At 71.0% G+C, this 18,334-nt stretch carries 17 protein-coding genes; 3 read left to right on the top strand and 14 right to left on the bottom strand.

The window, feature by feature from the left end:
- The first annotated feature begins 47 nt into the window (after positions 1-47).
- Positions 48-362 (top strand): hypothetical protein, encoded by a 315-nt coding sequence (locus ABZ789_RS17470; protein WP_358426063.1) that lies wholly within the window; start codon positions 48-50, stop codon positions 360-362.
- A 15-nt stretch (positions 363-377) separates the two neighbouring features.
- Here the strand turns inward: ABZ789_RS17470 and ABZ789_RS17465 are convergent, their stop codons facing one another.
- Entirely contained in the window at positions 378-1,508 is a 1,131-nt protein-coding gene (locus tag ABZ789_RS17465) for a Xaa-Pro peptidase family protein (RefSeq protein ID WP_358426060.1), read from the bottom strand.
- 35 nt (positions 1,509-1,543) lie between these two features.
- On the opposite strand from ABZ789_RS17465, the gene ABZ789_RS17460 reads away from it, so the two are divergent.
- A complete protein-coding gene (locus ABZ789_RS17460; RefSeq protein WP_358426057.1) occupies positions 1,544-2,521 on the top strand; it encodes a 5'-3' exonuclease in 978 nt (325 codons plus the stop codon).
- Between the two features lie 12 nt (positions 2,522-2,533).
- Here the strand turns inward: ABZ789_RS17460 and ABZ789_RS17455 are convergent, their stop codons facing one another.
- The 7 genes from ABZ789_RS17455 to pafA form a co-directional block, all read right to left on the bottom strand.
- Positions 2,534-3,364: a DUF4333 domain-containing protein gene (locus ABZ789_RS17455; RefSeq protein WP_358426054.1), complete on the bottom strand. Its 831-nt coding sequence runs from the start codon at positions 3,362-3,364 to the stop codon at positions 2,534-2,536.
- Positions 3,365-3,446: 82 nt separating this feature from the next.
- Positions 3,447-6,167 (bottom strand): DEAD/DEAH box helicase, encoded by a 2,721-nt coding sequence (locus ABZ789_RS17450; protein ID WP_358426051.1) that lies wholly within the window; start codon positions 6,165-6,167, stop codon positions 3,447-3,449.
- Positions 6,164-7,108, bottom strand: a complete 945-nt coding sequence (tatC, locus tag ABZ789_RS17445; RefSeq protein WP_358426048.1) for a twin-arginine translocase subunit TatC — start codon at positions 7,106-7,108, stop codon at positions 6,164-6,166. Before tatC ends, ABZ789_RS17450 begins: the two co-directional genes overlap by 4 nt.
- Before the next feature lie 104 nt (positions 7,109-7,212).
- Entirely contained in the window at positions 7,213-7,467 is a 255-nt protein-coding gene (tatA, locus tag ABZ789_RS17440; RefSeq protein WP_358426045.1) for a Sec-independent protein translocase subunit TatA, read from the bottom strand.
- Between the two features lie 110 nt (positions 7,468-7,577).
- A complete protein-coding gene (locus ABZ789_RS17435) occupies positions 7,578-8,594 on the bottom strand; it encodes a YafY family protein (RefSeq protein WP_358426042.1) in 1,017 nt (338 codons plus the stop codon).
- Positions 8,591-9,586 (bottom strand): YafY family protein, encoded by a 996-nt coding sequence (locus ABZ789_RS17430; protein WP_358426039.1) that lies wholly within the window; start codon positions 9,584-9,586, stop codon positions 8,591-8,593. The genes ABZ789_RS17435 and ABZ789_RS17430 overlap by 4 nt, the downstream gene beginning before the upstream one ends.
- 84 nt (positions 9,587-9,670) lie before the next feature.
- The gene (gene pafA / locus ABZ789_RS17425; RefSeq protein ID WP_358426036.1) at positions 9,671-11,029 is read right to left on the bottom strand and encodes a Pup--protein ligase; all 1,359 of its coding nucleotides are present in this window, start codon (positions 11,027-11,029) and stop codon (positions 9,671-9,673) included.
- A gap of 62 nt (positions 11,030-11,091) precedes the next feature.
- On the opposite strand from pafA, the gene ABZ789_RS17420 reads away from it, so the two are divergent.
- On the top strand, positions 11,092-12,612 hold the full coding sequence (locus ABZ789_RS17420; RefSeq protein WP_358426033.1) for a phosphatase PAP2 family protein: 1,521 nt from the start codon (positions 11,092-11,094) through the stop codon (positions 12,610-12,612).
- On the opposite strand, the gene prcA is transcribed toward ABZ789_RS17420, so the two are convergent.
- From prcA to arc, 6 genes are all read right to left on the bottom strand, one after another.
- Entirely contained in the window at positions 12,561-13,325 is a 765-nt protein-coding gene (gene prcA, locus ABZ789_RS17415) for a proteasome subunit alpha (RefSeq protein WP_358426030.1), read from the bottom strand. The genes ABZ789_RS17420 and prcA overlap by 52 nt on opposite strands.
- On the bottom strand, positions 13,322-14,068 hold the full coding sequence (prcB, locus tag ABZ789_RS17410) for a proteasome subunit beta (RefSeq protein ID WP_358426218.1): 747 nt from the start codon (positions 14,066-14,068) through the stop codon (positions 13,322-13,324). The genes prcA and prcB overlap by 4 nt, the downstream gene beginning before the upstream one ends.
- Before the next feature lie 104 nt (positions 14,069-14,172).
- Positions 14,173-14,364 carry a ubiquitin-like protein Pup gene (locus ABZ789_RS17405; RefSeq protein ID WP_006552173.1) on the bottom strand — a complete coding sequence of 64 codons (192 nt, stop codon included), beginning with the start codon at positions 14,362-14,364 and terminating at the stop codon, positions 14,173-14,175.
- Between the two features lie 145 nt (positions 14,365-14,509).
- The gene (gene dop / locus ABZ789_RS17400; RefSeq protein WP_358426026.1) at positions 14,510-16,003 is read right to left on the bottom strand and encodes a depupylase/deamidase Dop; all 1,494 of its coding nucleotides are present in this window, start codon (positions 16,001-16,003) and stop codon (positions 14,510-14,512) included.
- A 54-nt stretch (positions 16,004-16,057) separates the two neighbouring features.
- Entirely contained in the window at positions 16,058-16,444 is a 387-nt protein-coding gene (locus tag ABZ789_RS17395) for a nitroreductase family deazaflavin-dependent oxidoreductase (RefSeq protein ID WP_358426023.1), read from the bottom strand.
- A gap of 79 nt (positions 16,445-16,523) precedes the next feature.
- Positions 16,524-18,293 (bottom strand): proteasome ATPase, encoded by a 1,770-nt coding sequence (arc, locus tag ABZ789_RS17390; RefSeq protein WP_358426021.1) that lies wholly within the window; start codon positions 18,291-18,293, stop codon positions 16,524-16,526.
- Between the last annotated feature and the right edge of the window lie 41 nt (positions 18,294-18,334).

Genomic DNA, 18,334 nt, shown 5'->3' with positions numbered 1-18,334 from the left:
CCCGGTCCGACCTGCGGGATGCCCCGCCGGGGTTCTACTGTCGGCGGATGGACAGTGAGCGCACCCCGAGCATCGATGTCTTTCTCGCCGACCTGAAGGCCCGCCGCGACCTTGCAACCGGGCACGCCGCCGAGGAGGGCTTCCCCGAATTGGCCACCGTCCTGTTGACCGTCGCCGAACTCGACCGGTTGCTCGACGTCCATCAACATCAGGACACGGAGATCATCGTCCACGAGTTCATCGCCGGTCTGAACACCCGCTCCCTCCGCACGCTGCACGACCGGGAGAAAGCGGTGCGGCAGGCCGCCGCCGAGCATCCCGGTCCGCTCGCGGACCGGATCATCGCCCTCCTCGCCGAGTGACCGACGGGGACGGAATCAGCCGGGCAGCACCGTCAGCCCATGCGGGCGCCGGTTCATCGATTCGCAGCCGTCCTCGGTGACGACGACGATGTCCTCGATCCGCGCCCCCCACGCGCCGCGGAAGTAGATGCCCGGTTCGATGCTGAACGCCATCCCCGGCTGCAGGGTGTCGTCGTTGCCGGAGACGATGTACGGCTCTTCGTGCACCGACAGGCCGATGCCGTGCCCGGTGCGGTGCACGAACACCTCCCCGTAACCGGCGGCGGTGAGCAGGCTGCGGGCCGCGGCGTCGACGTCCTCGGCGCGCACCCCCGGGCGCACCGCGTCGACGGCGGCCTGCTGCGCCTGCTCGAGCACCGCGACCTTCGCCGCGACCTGCGGATCCGGTTCGCCGACACTATAGGTGCGGGTCGAATCCGAATAGTAGCCCGGTTCGACGGGACCGCCGATGTCGACGACGACGATGTCGCCCGATTCGATGACCCGCTCGGACACCTCGTGGTGCGGGTCGGCGCCGTGCGGACCGGACCCGACGATCACGAACGCCGCCGCGGTGTGCCCTTCTTCGAGGATCGCCGTGGTGATGTCCGCGGCGACCTGCGCTTCGGTGCGCCCGGGCCGCAACCACTCGCCCATGCGGGCGTGCACCCGGTCGATGGCGGCGCCGGCGCGGCGCAACGCCTCGACCTCGTCGGCGTCCTTGACCATCCGCAACTGCCGGATCACCGCGGTGGCCAGCGCCGGGACGGTACCGAACCGGGCGGTCAGCGGCACCAGGTGCAGCGCCGGCATCGCCTCGGCCACCGCGACCGCACCGGCCGCCGGAACCACGTCGCGCACCAGCGCATAGGGGTCCTGACCGTCCACCCAGTCCCGCACCGGCAGCCCGAGTTCACCGATGGCGGAGTCCTCGAGCGACGCCAGTTCCAGGCGCGGCACCACCACGGTGGCGCCGGACCCGTCGGTGGGGATCACCAGGCAGGTCAACCGCTCGAACGATTCGGCGCGGGAACCGGTCAGATACCGCAGGTCCGGGCCGGGGGTGATCAGCAACGCGTCGAATCCGGCGGCGGCCCCGAGTTCGGCGGCGCGGGCCAGGCGGGTGCCGTAACGGTCGGCGGGGAATCGGGTGGCGGCAGCACTCATGCATCCGAGCCTAGTGCGCGCGGCCGGATGGCAGGATGTGGTCCGTGACCGCACCCGAGAACACTTCGCCCGCACCGCACCCGACGTTGATGCTGCTCGACGGCGCGAGCCTGTGGTTCCGGGCCTTCCACGCCATCCCGGAGAAGGTCACCGCCCCGGACGGCAGCCCGGTCAACGCGGTGCGCGGCTTCGTGGACATGGTGGCCTCCCTGATCCGCACCCACCGCCCCACCCGGCTGGTGGTGTGCCTGGATCTGGACTGGCGCCCGGCCTTCCGGGTGGCGGCGATCCCCAGCTACAAGGCGCATCGCGTCGCCGCCGGTTCCGACGGCACCGTCGAGGAGGTGCCGCCCGCGCTGCTGCCGCAGGTGCCGCTGATCCTCGAGGTGCTCGCCGCCGCCGGCATCGCCACCGGCGGCGCGGCCGGGTTCGAAGCCGACGACGTGCTCGGCACCCTCGCCGCCCGCGAGACCACCGACCCGGTGATCGTGGTCAGCGGCGACCGCGACCTGCTGCAGGTGGTCACCGACACCCCGGTGCCGGTGCGGGTGCTCTACGCCGGCCGCGGCCTGGCCAAGGCCGAACTGTTCGACCCGGCGCTGGTCGCCGAACGGTACGGGGTGCCGGCCGAGCGGGCCGGCGCCGCCTACGCCGAACTCGCGGCGCTGCGCGGCGACCCTTCCGACGGGCTGCCCGGCGTCAAGGGCGTCGGCGAGAAGACCGCCGCGTCGCTGCTGCAGCAGTACGGTTCGCTCGACGCGGTGCGCGCCGCCGCCCGCGACGAGACGTCGTCGCTGGCGAAGGGCATGCGGGTGAAACTCGCTGCCGCGGCGGACTATCTGGATGCGGCGCTGCCGGTGGTGCGGGTGGCCACCGACGCGCCGGTGGAGCTGTCCCGCCCCGATGTGCTGCCGGCCGCACCGGCCGAGCCCGCGCACCTCACCGCCCTCGCGCAGCGGTGGGGACTCGACCGGCCGGTCACCGCGCTCGTCGCGGCCCTGGCCGACCGGTAGCGCCGCGGGCGGTCAGTTGGGGCGGCCGACCTCGTAGGTGCCGTCGTCGTCGGTGACGGTGACGGTCACCTCCCGGAACTGTCCGTCGACGGTGACCGAGCAGGTGAAACTGTGCCCGACCTCGACCTTCTGGTCGCTCGGGCACTGCACGTCCCCGACCTGCCCCGCCCCGTACGACTCGGTGAGCACCTGGGCGACACCGGCCTGGGTGGAGTCGGTGTCGAGAACCTTCCCGCCCAAGGTGGTCGCCGCGATCACCCCGACGACCACGAGGACGAGCACCGCCCCGGCCCCGCCGAGGATCCACGGCAGCTTCGACTTACCGCCGGGCTGCGGCGCCGTCCCGGGCTGCGGCGGCCACGGTCCGGCCGGGGCATCCCAGTTCTGCGGGCCGGGTTGCTGCCCGCCCCAACCCGGCGCGGGCTGAGCCGGTTGCCCGGGGGCACCCCACGGCTGCGGCCCGCCGGGCGGCTGCTGTCCCCAGCCGGGCGGCGGGGCGCCCCAGCCCGGCGGCTGCTGCTGCGGGGCGGGTCCCCACCCTTGGGGATGCGACGCACCCGGCTGCGCGGCCCACGGATTCGGTTGCCCCCCACGACCGGTGGCCGGGCCCCAACCCTGCGACTGCTGCGGCTGCTGCTGCGGCGGGTCGGCGGGCTGCTGCTGCCCCCAGCCGGTGCCGGCGCCGCTGCCGCTGCCCGGCGCCCACGGCTGCGCGCCGTGCGGAGGGGCCCACGGCGATGCCGGCTGCTCACCGCCGCCGGACCCGGGCCGCGGCGCCCACGACTCCGTCGGTTCCGGCGGCGTCTGTCCCGGGGAGTCCTGCGGTTCGTTCGGCCCGGTCATCGTCGTCTCCACTCACCCTTCCCGTTGTGTGCCCATACGGTAGCCTCCGCCCGCCGCGCCGGCAGCACCCCCGCCGACCGGTTCATTCGGCGCTCGGGTCGACAGCGACGACACCGCGCCGGATCGCGCCGACCGCCTTACCGGCGGTGCGGGCGAGCTCCGGATCGTCCGCGCTGGCGCGGATCTGGTCGAGCAGATCGATCAACTGGCGGCACCAGCGCACGAAATCGCCGGGTGACAGTTCCTTCCCGGCCGCCTCCGCGGCGACCAGCGCCTCGGTCAGCGAGGCGGTGCTCGCCCAGGTGTAGGCGGCGGTGACGAACCCCAGATCGGGTTCGCGGGTCGGGGGCAGCCGGTGCCGGATCTCCTCGGCGCGCAACCCGTCGCACAGCCGAACCGTTTCGGCCAGCGCCTGCCGGATCGGCCCGGTCGGGCCGACCACGGTGACCGGTTCGTCGGTACGCGATTCGTAGATCACCGCCGAGGCGACCGCCGCCAGCTCCGCCGGGGCCAGACCCGCCCACGCGCGGCGCCGCAGGCATTCGGCGACCAGCAGATCCGATTCGGTGTAGATGCGGGCGAGCCGCTCCCCCGCCTCGGTGGTCGCCGGATCGTCCCCGCCGGTCAGATAGCCGCGTTCGGTGAGCAACGCGACGATCTTCTCGAAGGTGCGCGCCAGCGAATCGGTCGCCGCGGCGGCCTTGCGTCGTTGCTGCTCGGTTTCGCGCAGCAACCGGTGGTAACGCTCCCCGAGGCGGGCCAGCGAGTCCAGGTCGGGGTGCGTCCGCGCCGGATGGTTCTTCAGCCGGCGCCGCAACGCGTCGATCTCCCGGGTGTCGCCCTTGGTCTTGGTGCGTTTCGGGCGCCGCGGCGGCACCAGCCCCTTCGACCGCAACGCCGAGGCGATGTCGCGGCGGCCGCGGCCGGTGCGGTGATCGACGTGCCGCGGCAGACGCAACCGGCCCAGCACCGTCGCCGGGGACGGGAAGTTCCCGGCGGACACCCGCCCGGACCAGGCGTCGGCGGTGACCACCTGCGGCCGGGGATCACCGGCGTCGGTGTCCGGGTCGACGACCACCGCCAACCCGGTGTGCTTCCCGGCGGGCACCGCGACGATGTCACCGCGCCGCAAGGCCACCAGCGACGCGACCGCCGCGGCCCGCCGGTCCTGTCGGCCACGCCGCTCGTGGTCGCGTTCGGTGTCGGTCAGCTCGGCCCGCAACCGCAGATAGTCGAGGATCTCGCTGCTCTCGCCGCCGAGCTGGTCGCGCAACTGCGCCAAGGTGGCCTCGTTGCGGTCGATGCCGCGTTTGAGACCGACCACCGACTTGTCCGCCTGGAACTGGGCGAAGGACATCTCGAGCAGGGCCCGGGACCGGTCGATGCCGACGGCATCGATGAGATTGACGGCCATGTTGTAGGACGGCCGGAACGAGCTGCGCAGCGGGAAGGTGCGGGTGGAGGCGAGCCCGGCGACCGCGGCCGGTTCGATACCCGGCTGCCACAACACCACCGCGTGGCCTTCGATGTCGATGCCGCGCCGCCCCGCGCGGCCGGTGAGCTGGGTATACTCGCCGGGGGTCAGCTCGGCGTGGGTGTCGCCGTTGAACTTGACGAGTTTTTCGAGCACCACGGTGCGCGCCGGCATGTTGATGCCGAGGGCGAGGGTTTCGGTGGCGAACACCGCCCGCACCAGCCCCCGCACGAACAACTCCTCGACGGTGTGCCGGAAGGCCGGCAGCATCCCGGCATGGTGGGCGGCGATGCCCCGTTCGAGGGCGGTACGCCAGGACGCGTAGCCGAGCACCTCGAGGTCGGCGCGCGGCAGATCCCGGGTGTGCTCGTCGATGATGCGGCCGATCTCGGCGGCCTCGGTGTCGTCGGTCAGGTGCAGTCCGGAGCGCAGGCACTGCTGCACGGCGGCGTCGCAGCCGGCGCGGCTGAACACGAAGGTGATCGCCGGCAGCAAACCGTCGCGGTCGAGGCGGACGATCACCTCCGGGCGCGGCGGCGGCCGGAAGCGGGGACCGCGATCGCCCCAGCGGTCCATCCCGGACAGGCTCTGCCGGTGCCGCACCGCCGACACCAGTTCCGGGTTGACGACGATATCGCGGCGGCGCCGCGCCGGAACGGTGTCCGGTTCGGCGCGGCGGTCGAACAGGTCGTAGATGCGGGAGCCGACCATCATGTGCTGGTGCAGCGGGATGGGGCGCACCTCGTCGACGACGACGGTGGTGTCGCCGCGCACCGTGGTCATCCAGTCGCCGAACTCCTCGGCGTTGGACACCGTCGCCGACAGGCTCGCCAGCCGCACATCCTCCGGCAGATGCAGGATCACCTCTTCCCACACGGCGCCGCGGAACCGGTCGGCGAGGAAGTGCACCTCGTCCATCACCACATGGGTGAGCCCGATCAGCGCGGTGGACGAGGCGTAGATCATGTTGCGCAGCACCTCGGTGGTCATCACCACCACCGCGGCATCGGCATTGATCGACTGGTCGCCGGTGAGCAACCCGACGGCGTCGGCGCCGTGCCGGGCACACAGATCGTGATACTTCTGGTTGCTCAGCGCCTTGATCGGGGTGGTGTAGAAGCATTTCGTGCCGGCCTGCAGCGCCAGATACACCGCGAACTCACCGACGACGGTCTTGCCCGCCCCGGTGGGGGCGCACACCAGCACCGAATGCCCGCCTTCGAGGGCGCGACACGCCTCGATCTGGAACGGGTCGAGGGGGAATTCCAGACCGGCGGCGAACGCCGTCAGATGCGGCGCCGGCGCGGCCGGCAGGTGCTCGCCGGTCACAGGGTGTCGGAGTAGTCGGTGCGGGCCGGATCGGCGCTGGTCGGGGCCGGCTTCTCCACCGGAGCGGGAGCGGCGATCGTCGAGCCCTCGTCGTCGTCGAGATCGGCCCAGCCCTCCGCGCGGGCCCGGCGCGCCCGCCGCCGGTCGGTCAACCGGGCGACCTGGATGGCGAACTCGACGAGCAGGGTCAACGCCAACGCCAGGGCGAGCATCGAGAACGGATCCTGGCCGGGGGTGGCGATGGCGGCGAAGACGAACACCGCCATGATCAGTCCGCGCCGCCACGCCTTGAGCTTCTCGTAGGGCAGCACCCCGACCCCGTTGAGCGCCACGATCACCAGCGGGATCTCGAAGGACACCCCGAAGATCACCAGCAGGTTCAGCAGGAACCCGAAGTACTCGGCGCCGGACAGGGCGGTGACCTGCACGTCGTTGCCGACACTGAGCAGGAACGACAAGGCGTGCGAGATCACCAGATAGGCCAGGACCGCACCGGCGACGAACAGGGTCGCCCCGCTGGTGACGAAGGCGACGGCGTAGCGGCGTTCCTTGCGGTACAGCCCCGGCGTGACGAACGCCCAGATCTGGTACAGCCACACCGGGCAGGCCATGACCACCCCGGCGGTCGCGGCGACCTTCAACCGCAGCATGAACTGTTCGAACGGGCCGGTGGCGAGCAGCCGGCACGCCCCGTCGGCGCTCAGATCGGCGCGAGCCGAGGGCGGCAGATCGCAGTAGGGGCCGCGCAGGATCTCGCCGAGGCTGTCGAGCCCGAACAGGCTGCGGCTGTACCAGACGAACCCGAGGATGGTGGTGAGCACGACCGCGGCGAGAGCGATCAGCAGACGCGTGCGCAATTCGTAGAGGTGCTCGACCAGCGACATGGTGCCGTCGGGATTGGTCTTGCGCCGGCTGCGGCGCGGATCGAACGGGATGCGCACGGTGCGGTTCTCAGCTCCTGTCGAGACCACCGGCGCACGGGCGTGCCGGGGTCAGCGGAACGCCGGGACACCCCTTCGAGGCGTCCCGGCAGGATGAACGTCGGTCAGGCAGACCGCGGTTCGGTGTGCGTGTTCTGCGCGGCGGGATCGGTCGTCGGCTGCGCGGCCGGCAACGGATTCGGGGCGGGCTGCGGCGCAGCCGAACGGGCGTCGTCGTTCTGCATCTCCTTGACTTCGCTCTTGAAGATGCGGAGCGAACGACCGAGACCGCGCGCGGCGTCGGGCAGCTTCTTCGAACCGAAGAGAATCACGACCACCAGTGCCACGATGGCCCAGTGCCACGGGCTCATTGCACCCATTTACAACCTCCACTGATCGGCTCCGATCGATGCTACCGGACCTCGAGCACAACCCACGGGTCCACGCAGGTGGATCCACCCACAATTGTCGCCGTTTTCACCCAGATGTTTCACAACGGTGTTGCGGACCCGTGGTCGGTGCCCTCCGCGTCGAGGTCGGTGTAGGCGGCCAGCGCCGCCGCGGCCCGCGCCCGCACCGCCGCCTGCAACTCGGGGGGGTCGAGCACCTGCACCCCGGCGCCGAGACCGAGCAGCAGCCGCGCCATCCAGTCCGGGGAGGCATAACGCATGATCGCCTCGCAGCCCCCCTCGGGCAGCACCTGCACGTCGGTGAGCGGATAGTAGTCGAGCAACCAGGTGTAGGGCGCGGCGATGCGCAACCGGGCCGCCGGCAACGACGGATCGCCCTCGAACAGTTCGAGGTGCTCGTCGTCGCCGAGCGCCCGGTGCGGGGGCCGGGCCGGTTCGTCGAGCACGGTGGCCGCATCGATCCGGTCGAACCGGAACAGCCGCACCCCCTCGGCGCTGCGGCACCACGCCTGCAGATAGGCGTGCTCGTCGATGATCACGATGCGGATCGGGTCGACGACCCGTTCCGAGACGGTGTCGCGAGAGGCCGAATAGTAGGTCAGGTGCACGGCGCGGCCGTCGCGCACCGCCGCCCGCACCCGCCCGGCCGCGCCGCTGTCCCCACCTGCCGCCGCGGCGCCGGTGACCTCGCCCGGCCCGGGACCGGCGGCGGGGGCGGCGGCGGTCCCGGCAGCCGCCTCGATCTTCGCGATCGCGGACTGCGCCGCCGACGGATCGACCACCCCGGGCATCTCCTGCAACGACCGCAACGCCACCAGCAGCGCGGTGGCCTCGGTGGAGGTCAACCGCAGCGGCCGGTCGATACCGGCGGTGAAGGTCACCACGATGCTGTCCTCGGAGAACGACAGATCGATCAGATCGCCGGGGCCGTAACCGGGCAACCCGCACACCCACAGCTGATTCAGATCATCCATCACCTGCTTGGGGGTCACCCCCAGATCCCGCGCCGCCTCGGCCGCGCTGATCCCCGGATGCGCCAGGAAATAGGGCACCAGATTCAGCAGCCGCCCCAACCGCGCCGACAGCCGTGTACTCATCGACTCTCCTCCCCCGCCCGACCCGCTGCCCGCCCCAGGATGCGCTGCACCTCGGCGCGCAACTCCGGCGGGTCGAGCACCAGCGCGTCCGCTCCCTGCCCCGCCACGATCCGCGCGATCCACTCCCAGGACCGCACCGGCACCTCGAGCACCATCCCGTCCCGGCCGCCGACCCGCCGCGCCGCCCCGTCCCGGCCGAGCCGGCGCAGCTCGTACGCCCGCCCGTCGGCCACCCACAACCGCGCCGACCCGCTCACCTCCGCCGGGGAGGTCGCGGCGAGCACCCGGGCCCGCAGATCCACCCCCTCCGGGATCTGCACCGCCCCCTCCGGCCCGATCGCGGTGATCTCGTCGCCGATACGCGAGAGCCGGAAGGTCCGCACCGCATCCCGGTCACGGTCGTGGCCGACCAGATACCAGCGGCCGTGCACGGTGACCACACCCCACGGTTCGACGGTGCGGGTCGACCACGGCTCGGTCGGCGAACTGCGATGGGTGAACCGCACCGCCCGGCGCGCGTCGATCGCGGCGAGCAGCGCCGTCAGGGCAGGTTCGGAGCCACGGGCGCGCGGCGGCAGCGGCGCGACCACCTCCCCACCGTCGGTGTCGACGCGGATCCCGGACGCCCGCAACTTCAGCACCGCGCCCTGCGCCGCGGCGGTCAGTTCCGGGGACTCCCACAGCGCGGCGGCGACGGCGACCGCGGCGGTCTCCTCCCGGGTCAGGTCGATCTCCGGCAGCTCGTAGGCGTCGCGGTTGATGCGATAACCCTCCACCGTCGACGACCGGGACGGCCGCCCCGTCTCCAGCGGCACCCCCAGATCACGCAGTTCGTTCTTGTCCCGTTCGAACATGCGGCTGAACGCCTCGTCGCTCGCGCATTCGGAGTAGCCGGCCACCGAGGCCCGGATCTTCTCCGCGGTCACGAACTGTCGGGTGGACAGCAGCGCGATGACCAGGTTCACCAGTCGTTCGACTTTCGAGATCGCCACGGGCCAACCCTAGTGCCCGCACCGGCCCGGCACCGCACGGACGCTCGCGCACCGGGAACCGCGCCCCCGGGCCGGCAGGGATCCTCACATCGAGGCGATGAGCCGTTCGACGCGTTCGTCCACCGACCGGAAGGGGTCCTTGCACAACACCGTGCGCTGCGCCTGATCGTTGAGCTTCAGATGCACCCAGTCGACGGTGAAATCCCGGCCCGCGGCCTGCGCGGCCGCGATGAAATCCCCACGCAGTTTCGCCCGGGTGGTCTGCGGCGGGGTGTTCACCGCCGCCTCGACCGACTCGTCGTCGGTGGCGCGGGCCGCCAAACCCTTGCGCTGCAGCAGATCGAACACCCCGCGGCCCCGTTTGATGTCGTGATACGCCAGATCCAGCTGGGCGATCTTCGGGTGCGACAGTTCCATGTCGTAGCGGTCCTGATAACGCTGGAACAGTTTGCGTTTGATCACCCAGTCGATCTCGGTGTCGACCTTCGCGAAATCCTGCGATTCGACCGCGTCGAGGACCCGACCCCACAGGTCCACCACCTGCGCGACGTGCGGGTCGGGTGCGCGCTGATCCAGATATTCCACCGCCCGCGCATGATATTCGCGCTGGATGTCGAGGGCACTGGCCTGCCGGCCCCCGGCCAGGCGCACCGGCCGCCGCCCGGTCGGATCGTGGGAGACCTCCCGGATCGCGCGGATCGGGTTGTCGAGCGCGAAATCCCGGAACGGCACCCCCGCCTCGATCATCTCGAGCACCAGCGACGCCGAGCCCACCTTGAGCATCGTGGTGGTCTCGGACATGTTCGAGTCCCCGACGATCACGTGCAGCCGCCGGTACTTCTCGGCGTCGGCGTGCGGCTCGTCGCGGGTGTTGATGATCGGCCGCGACCGGGTGGTCGCCGACGACACCCCCTCCCAGATGTGCTCGGCGCGCTGCGACAGGCAGAAGGTGGCGGCCTTCGGGGTCTGCAGCACCTTCCCGGCCCCGCAGATCAACTGCCGGGTCACCAGGAACGGCAGCAGCACATCGGAGATGCGGGAGAACTCCCCCACCCGGGCGACGAGATAATTCTCGTGGCATCCGTAGGAATTGCCCGCCGAGTCGGTGTTGTTCTTGAACAGGAAGATGTCGCCGCCGATGCCCTCCTCGGCCAGGCGCTGCTCGGCGTCGATCAGCAGCTCCTCAAGCACCCGTTCCCCGGCGTGATCGTGCTCGACGAGCTGGAGCAGATCGTCGCATTCGGCGGTGGCGTATTCGGGATGCGAGCCGACGTCGAGGTACAGCCGCGCCCCGTTGCGCAGGAACACATTGGAGCTGCGCCCCCAGGACACCACCCGGCGGAACAGATAGCGGGCCACCTCGTCGGGGCTCAACCGACGATGCCCGTGGAAGGTACACGTGACGCCGAATTCCGTCTCGATACCCATGATTCGTCGCTGCACACTTCGACAGTACCGCGCGTACCCGGCCCCGACAGGGCGCAACGACATCTACGGTGCGAGGTGTGATCCTTCGCGAGCATTACCGCACCGCCGACCACGCCCTGTTCGAGCGCAGCGGCGCGCTCGGCCCGTCCCTCGCCGACCCGGTGCTCCGCGATCTCGGCCGGGCCGCCAACCGCAGCGTGCTCTGGCTCGGCGCTGCCGCAGTCTGCGCCGCCGCCGGGGGGCACGCGCGGCGCGGCGCGGTGCGCGGACTGTTGTCGGTCGCCGGCGCCAGCGCCCTGACCAACGGGCTGCTCAAACCGTTGCTGCCGCGCCGCAGGCCCCCGGCGCGCACCGAGGCGAAATTCCGGCGACGCAGCGTGCCGATCCCCCGCTCGTCGTCGTTTCCGTCCGGGCACGCCGCCTCGGCGGCCGCCTTCGTCACCGGTGTCGCGCTCGAATCCCCCGCGACCGCCGCGGTGCTCACGCCGCTGGCCGCGGCCGTCGCCTACTCGCGGGTCCACACCGGCGTGCACTGGCCGGGTGATGTCGTCGTCGGCGCCGCGGTCGGCGCCGCAGTGGCCTGGTCCACCCGCCGCTGGTGGGCGGTGCGCAGCCGCGAACCGGCCGAAGTGCAGGTCGCGGCCGCCGCCCCGGCCCTGCCCGGCGGCGACGGCCTGCTCCTGCTCGTCAACCCCGGCGCCGGAACCGCCGACGAAACCGCCACCGCGGCCACCGCCGCCCTGCCCGGCGCGCAGCGCGTCGACCTCGCACCCGACCACGACCCGACCACCGACCTGCCGCGCCTGCTCGCCGCGCACCGGCCCCGCGCGCTCGGGGTGTGCGGGGGCGACGGCACCGTCGCGGCGGTGCTCGCCGCCGCCCGCGACGCCGAACTGCCGGTCGCGGTCTTCCCCGGCGGCACCCTCAACCACTTCGCACACGATCTCGGGGTGACCGACCTGGCGGAGACGGCGCGCGCGATCACCACCGGGCAGGCGGTGGCGGTCGGGCTCGGGCAGGTGACGGTGACCGGACCCGGCGGTCGCACGGTGCAGCGCTTCGCCAACACCGCCAGCCTCGGCGGCTATCCGGATGCGGTGCGGCTCCGGCAACACTGGGAACCGCGCATCGGCAAATGGCCGGCGGCGGGGCTGGCGATGATCGCGGTGTTGCGCACGGCGAGCCCGATGCCGGTGAGCATCGACGGCGACGGGCGTGCGGTGTGGTTGCTGTTCGTCGGCAACGGCCGCTACAGCCCCGGCGACCAGGTGCCGATGTCGCGGTCGCATCTCGACCCGGGCACCCTCGACGTGCGGTATCTGCGGGCCGACCTCCGCCTGTCGCGGCTGCGGCTGCTCGCCGCCGCCGCGACCGGCACCCTCGGAGCGTCCCCGGTCTATCGGCATCGGCACGTGCGCAGCCTGTCGGTGCAGGTCGCGGGGCAGCCGGTGGCGTTGGCCACCGACGGAGAGGTGCCCGCCGACGGCACCACCTTCGAGTTCGTGGTGCTGCCGTCGGCGCTGGCGGTCTACCGGCTACCGGCCGATCAGCCGGCGTCCGGGCCCGGTTCGGTGCCCGGACCGTCCGACTCCGGCTGAGCGGCGCTCGGGGTGGGCAGCAGCGGGTCGAGCGCCGCCCCGGAGATGCGGCGGAACGCGCGGCGCGGCCGCTGCTTCTCGAGCACCGCGACCTCGAGTTCCCCGCGACCGAGCACCCGCAGTGCCCCGTCGGTGCCGGTGGGTTGCTGCAGGGCGGTCACCGCGACCGCCACCGCCTCCCCCAGGGGCAGCTCCGGCCGATAGGACGAGCGCAGGGCGGTGAGAATCGGCTCGGTGTTGCCGCCCATCACCACGAACTGCGGCTCGTCGACGATCGACCCGTCGTAGGTGATGCGGTACAGCTGCGGGGCGTCGTCGGTGTCGGCGCGGCCGACCTCGGCCACGCAGATCTCCACCTCGTACGGTTTGGGCTGTTCGGTGAAGATCGTGCCGAGGGTCTGCGCGTAGGCGTTCGCCAACGCCCGCCCGGTCACATCCCGCCGATCGTAGGAATAACCCCGCATGTCGGCGTGCATGATCCCGGCGCGGCGCAGATTCTCGAACTCGTTGTACTTGCCGACGGCGGCGAACCCGACCCGATCGTAGAGTTCGCTGATCTTGTGCAGTGCCTTGGACGGGTTCTCCGCGACGAGCAGCACCCCGTCCTGATAGGTCAACGCGATCACCGACCGGCCCCGGGCGATGCCCTTGCGGGCCAGCTCCGAGCGATCGCGCATGATCTGCTCGGCGGAGGCATAGTACGGAAGTGTCACCGGGCATCTCCTGCGGTGCGGTCGGCCACGATGGTGCGGGCCAGCTCGGACAGGTTTTCCTCCGCGACCGTCACGGCCCCGGCCGCGGTGATCACCACCGCCGTCGGGTAGATGCCGCGGGTGGTGTCCGGGCCGCCGGTGGCGGTGTCGTCGTCGGCCGCGTCGTAGAGGGCCTCCACGGCGGTGCGCAGCGCGCTCTGCTCGTCGGCGTCGGCGCGGTAGAGCTTCTTCAGCGACGACCGGGCGAACAGCGAACCCGAGCCGACCGCGTGGTAGCCGGCGCGTTCCTCGTAGCGGCCACCGACCACGTCGTAGGACACGATCCGGCCGGCGCGATGCGGATCGGGGGCGTCGAGATCGAATCCGACGAGCAGCGGCACCACGGCCAGGCCCTGCATCGCCGCCCCGAGATTGCCGCGCACCATCGCCGAGAGCCGATTGGCCTTGCCGTCGAAGGTCAGCGGCACCCCTTCGATCTTCTCGTAGTGCTCGAGTTCGACGGCGAACAGCCGCACCAGTTCGATCGCCAGGCCCGCGGTGCCGGCGATGCCGGCGGCCGAATAGCTGTCGGTGATGAACACCTTGTCGACATCGCGGGAGGCGATCAGGTTGCCCATCGTCGCGCGCCGGTCCCCGGCGAGCAGCACACCCCCGTCGAAGGTCACCGCCACGATGGTGGTGCCGTGCGGCGCGAGTTCCACGTGCTCACCTCGCTCGAGCCGGAACCGGTTCTCCGGCAGCATCTCCGGGGCGTGCCGGCGCAGATGCTCGGAGAACGACGACAAGGGCGACGCGAGGTGCAGCCTCGGCTGCACCTCGCGGTAGGGAAGAGAGGACCGTTCGGCTGTCACTGGCCACCTTTCTGCACATATGCCCGCACGAAGTCCTCTGCGTTCTCCTCGAGCACGTCGTCGATCTCGTCGAGAAGATCGTCGGTGTCCGAGGCGAGCTTCTCGCGACGTTCCTGACCGGCACCGCCGTCACCGACGACCTCGTCGTCGTCTCCGCCGCCACCGCGTGTGGTCTGCTCCTGTGCCATCGCCGACGACCTCCTCCTGTATTCGGCGCGGTCCGTCCCCGGTCGACGATCGGTGCGGTCACCGCTGCTTCGAACTCCTACCCTACCCAGCCGAACGCCCCGGCGGTGGCGACACGCGTTCGGTCACCGCGACCGCCCGGCGGGTTCAGTGGGTGAGCTGATCGACCAGTTCCGCCGCCGACTGCGCCGTCTCGAGCAACTCGCCCACGTGGGCGCGGGTGCCGCGCAGCGGTTCGAGCGTCGGGATGCGCACCAGCGATTCGCGGCCGAGATCGAAGATCACCGAATCCCAGCTCGCCGCCGCGATGTCGGCGCCGAAGCGGCGCAGGCATTCCCCGCGGAAATACGCGCGGGTGTCCGACGGCGGGCTGTGCACCGCGTCGAGCACCTGCTGCTCGGAGACCAGCCGCTGCATCGAGCCGCGCGCCACCAACCGGTTGTACAGGCCCTTGTCCAGGCGCACATCCGAATACTGCAGGTCCACCATGTGCAGGCGCGGCGCCGACCAGGACAACCCCTCCCGGTTGCGGAAACCCTCGAGCAGCCGCAGTTTCGCCGGCCAGTCCAGCAGGTCCGCGCATTCCATCGGGTCGCGTTCGAGCAGGTCGAGCACCATCGCCCACTTGTCGAGGATGTCGAGCACCCGCTTGTCCTCGGTGCCGTCGTGGAACCTCGCGGCCCGCTCGTGATAGATCCGCTGCAGTGCCAGCCCGGTCAGTTCCCGGCCGTCGGCGAGCGCAACGGTCTTGCGCAGGCTCGGATCGTGGCTGATGTGGTGGACCGCGGTGACCGGGCGGGCCAACTGCAGATCCGACAGGTCGATACCGGCCTCGATCAGATCGAGCACCAGCGCCGTGGTGCCCACCTTCAGGTAGGTGGACATCTCCGCCAGATTCGCATCGCCGATGATCACGTGCAGCCGCCGGTACTTGTCGGCGTCGGCGTGCGGCTCGTCGCGGGTGTTGATGATGCCGCGTTTGAGGGTGGTCTCGAGCCCGACCTCCACCTCGATGTAGTCGGCGCGCTGCGAGAGCTGGAAACCCGGCTCGTCCCCGGACTGGCCGAGCCCCACCCGCCCCGAACCGGTGATCACCTGCCGGGACACGAAGAACGGGGTCAGGCCCGCCACCACCGCCGAGAACGGGGTGTCGCGGTCCATCAGATAGTTCTCGTGGGTGCCGTAGGAGGCCCCCTTGCCGTCGACGTTGTTCTTGTACAGCTGCAGGCGCGGCGCGCCGGGCACACTCGAGGCGTGCCGGGCGGCGGCCTCCATCACCCGTTCCCCGGCCTTGTCCCAGATCACCGCGTCGAGCGGGTCGGCGACCTCCGGGGCGGAGTACTCGGGGTGGGCGTGGTCGACATACAGCCGCGCCCCGTTGGTGAGGATCATGTTCGCGGCACCGACCTCGTCGGCGTCGACGACCGGGGCGGGCCCGTTGAACCGGCCCAGATCGAACCCGCGGGCGTCCCGCAGGGGCGATTCGACCTCGTAGTCCCAGCGGGTGCGTCGGGCCCGCGGCACGCCCTCGGCGGCCGCATACGCCAGAACGGCCTGCGTGGAGGTCAGGATCGGGTTCGCCGATGGTTCGTTGGGTGAGGAGATCCCGTACTCGACCTCGATACCGATGATCCGCTGCATGCTCTCGAGCCTAGGTGATCGTGCCGTCGGCGGCGGGCAACAGCCCCACCGCGCTCAGGGAGCCGGTCGGGGGGTGCAGTCCAGATAGTCGGGCGCCCCGATCGCCCGCAACGCCCAGCGCACCGGCAGCGGCGCCCAATCCGCCTGCGGGTCGTGCCCGATCCGCGGGCCGGTCACCGGCACCGCCCGGCCCCGGGTGTGCACCACCGCGCCGCCGGCGGCGCACACATTGCGCACCCAATCGGTGTCCGCGCCGTAGGTCAACGCGATCCGCAGATCGTCGCCGGCGGTGAACAGCAACACCGGGGTGCGGAAGGACCGGCCGGACCGGCGACCGCGATGTTCGACCACCGCGGTGCCGGGCAACAGTTGCGCGAACGGGGTGGTGACCCGGTTGGTGGCCACCTTGTTGACTCGCGCCAGCGTGCGCCGCAGCGGCATGGCTGCTCCTCCCCCCTCCGCACCGCGCGCCCGGACCCGGCCCGCGGTGCGGGCAGGCCCGGGCGGGGCCGTGCGGTCCCTACAGGTACTGGCCGGTGTTCGATTCGGTGTCGATCGCGCGGCTCGCGCTCGCGTTCTTGCCGGTGACCAGGGTCCGGATGTACACGATCCGTTCGCCCTTCTTCCCCGAGATCCGGGCCCAGTCGTCCGGATTGGTGGTGTTGGGCAGGTCCTCGTTCTCGGCGAACTCGTCGACGATCGAGTCGAGCAGATGCTGCACCCGCAAACCGGGTGCACCCGTCTCGAGGACCGACTTGATCGCGTACTTCTTGGCGCGATCGACGATGTTCTGGATCATCGCCCCCGAGTTGAAGTCCTTGAAGTACAGGACCTCCTTGTCGCCGTTGGCGTAGGTCACCTCGAGGAACCGGTTGTCCTCGGACTCGGCGTACATCCGCTCGACGACCCGTTCGATCATCGTGCGCACGCAGGCCGCCCGGTCACCGCCGAACTCGGCGAGATCGTCGGCGTGCACGGGCAGGTTCTCGGTCAGATACTTCGAGAAGATGTCCTGGGCGGCCTCCGCGTCCGGACGTTCGATCTTGATCTTCACGTCGAGGCGGCCCGGCCGCAGGATCGCCGGGTCGATCATGTCCTCCCGGTTCGACGCGCCGATCACGATGACGTTCTCGAGGCCCTCGACACCGTCGATCTCGGCGAGCAGCTGCGGCACCACCGTGGTCTCCACATCCGACGACACCCCCGACCCGCGGGTCCGGAAGATCGAATCCATCTCGTCGAAGAAGACGATCACCGGGGTGCCCTCGGAGGCCTTCTCCCGGGCCCGCTGGAAGATCAACCGGATGTGCCGTTCGGTTTCCCCGACGAACTTGTTCAGCAGCTCCGGGCCCTTGATGTTGAGGAAGAACGACTTGGCTTCCTTCGAGTCGTCGCCGCGGGCCTCGGCGATCTTCTTGGCCAGCGAGTTCGCCACCGCCTTGGCGATCAGGGTCTTGCCGCAGCCGGGCGGACCGTACAGCAGCACCCCCTTCGGTGGGCGCAACGAATACTCGCGGAACAGATCCTTGTGCAGGAACGGCAGTTCCACCGCATCGCGGATCTGCTCGATCTGCCGGCCCAGACCACCGATGTCGTTGTAGCCGACGTCCGGGACCTCCTCGAGCACGAGATCTTCGACCTCGGCCTTCGGGATCCGTTCGAAGGCGTAACCGGCCTTGCTGTCGACCAGCAGCGAATCACCCGGTCGCAGCGTGAACGAGGCGGCCTCCTCGTCGAGGAGGTCGAGCGGGGCGTCGAGGGCGGCCGCGGCCAGCGGCGCCGCCAGCCACACGATGCGTTCTTCGTCGGCATGCCCGACCACCAGCGCGCGGGTGCCGTCGTCGAGCACCTCCCGCAAGGTGGTGATCTCACCGACGCGTTCGAAGCCCCCGACCTCCACGACGGTCAACGCCTCGTTCAACCGCACCGTCTGACCGGGCCGGAAGGTGTCGAGTTCGAGATTCGGCGACACCGCGACCCGCATCTTGCGGCCCGAGGTGAACACATCGACGGTCTGGTCGTCGAACGTCTCGAGCAGCACCCCGTATCCGCTCGGGGGCTGGGCGAGCCGGTCGACCTCCTCCCGTAGGGTGATCAACTGCTGGCGCGCGTCCTTGAGGGTCTCGAGCAGTTTGCCGTTGCGGACCGTGAGGGACTCGAGCCGGGCTTCGAGGTCGCGTATCTGATCGGTCGGTTCGCCGAGCCGACGGCGCAAGGTCGCCACCTCTGCGCGCAACTCTTCGATTTCGCGTGCCGCCGCAACCGCATCCGGCTTCTCTGACGAGCTCATAGCGACTCCCTCCACTGTCGATCATTCCACGCTACCGGGAC

It is taken from the genome of Rhodococcus sp. NPDC047139 (assembly GCF_040643435.1).
GTDB lineage: Bacteria > Actinomycetota > Actinomycetes > Mycobacteriales > Mycobacteriaceae > Rhodococcus.
Note: the sequence above shows the minus strand (reverse complement) of the source record. Positions and strands in the feature narration are given on the sequence as shown.

Coding starts and splice junctions, on each gene's coding strand:
- ABZ789_RS17470 (WP_358426063.1), top strand. CDS start 48: ATGGACAGTGAGCGCACCCCGAGCATCGATGTCTTTCTCGCCGACCTG.
- ABZ789_RS17465 (WP_358426060.1), bottom strand. CDS start 1,508: ATGAGTGCTGCCGCCACCCGATTCCCCGCCGACCGTTACGGCACCCGC.
- ABZ789_RS17460 (WP_358426057.1), top strand. CDS start 1,544: ATGTGGTCCGTGACCGCACCCGAGAACACTTCGCCCGCACCGCACCCG.
- ABZ789_RS17455 (WP_358426054.1), bottom strand. CDS start 3,364: ATGACCGGGCCGAACGAACCGCAGGACTCCCCGGGACAGACGCCGCCG.
- tatA (WP_358426045.1), bottom strand. CDS start 7,467: ATGGGTGCAATGAGCCCGTGGCACTGGGCCATCGTGGCACTGGTGGTC.
- ABZ789_RS17435 (WP_358426042.1), bottom strand. CDS start 8,594: ATGAGTACACGGCTGTCGGCGCGGTTGGGGCGGCTGCTGAATCTGGTG.
- prcB (WP_358426218.1), bottom strand. CDS start 14,068: ATGCTGCCGGAGAACCGGTTCCGGCTCGAGCGAGGTGAGCACGTGGAA.
- ABZ789_RS17405 (WP_006552173.1), bottom strand. CDS start 14,364: ATGGCACAGGAGCAGACCACACGCGGTGGCGGCGGAGACGACGACGAG.
- dop (WP_358426026.1), bottom strand. CDS start 16,003: ATGCAGCGGATCATCGGTATCGAGGTCGAGTACGGGATCTCCTCACCC.
- ABZ789_RS17395 (WP_358426023.1), bottom strand. CDS start 16,444: ATGCCGCTGCGGCGCACGCTGGCGCGAGTCAACAAGGTGGCCACCAAC.
- arc (WP_358426021.1), bottom strand. CDS start 18,293: ATGAGCTCGTCAGAGAAGCCGGATGCGGTTGCGGCGGCACGCGAAATC.